Raw genomic sequence first — 481 nt, forward strand, 5'->3', positions numbered from 1 at the left:
ATGTTGACCACGTTTGACGTCCGTGTCTGGAAGTCGCAGGTCTACAAGGGAAAGGAGGTGACGACCCACTACGTTCGGTGGTCGGTCGATGGAAAGCCGTTCAAGAAGCCATACCGGAACAAAGCGCAAGCTGAGAGCTTCCGATCCGGCCTGGTGGCAGCGGCCCGGAAGGGCGAAGCGTTCTACGTGGCCACCGGATTGCCAGTCACTGCGGGTCGGGTGGAAGGGGGCACGTCCTGGTACGCATTCGCGTGCTCGTACGTCGATCTGAAGTGGCCGCAGGTGGCGGCCACGACCCGCCGGACCATCGCCGAGGCTCTGACGGCCGTGACGTTGATGCTCCTGGTCGACGATCGGGGTCGGCCGGACGGTCAGCTTCTGCGGTCGGCACTCACCCGGTGGGCCTTCAACACCGCACGGCGCAATGGCCGTAGGTTAAATGATCCCTTGGAGGTTTGAGGGATGGTTGGTCATCGGAAGT

The 481-nt window shown here is 62.6% G+C and carries 1 pseudogene; it reads left to right on the forward strand.

The features are described from left to right. Positions 1 to 459, forward strand: a pseudogene (locus G6R24_RS21365) (tyrosine-type recombinase/integrase); the annotation flags it as partial. Between the last annotated feature and the right edge of the window lie 22 nt (positions 460 to 481).

Source organism: Candidatus Frankia nodulisporulans, from assembly GCF_902806475.1.
GTDB classification, from domain to species: domain Bacteria; phylum Actinomycetota; class Actinomycetes; order Frankiales; family Frankiaceae; genus Frankia; species Frankia umida.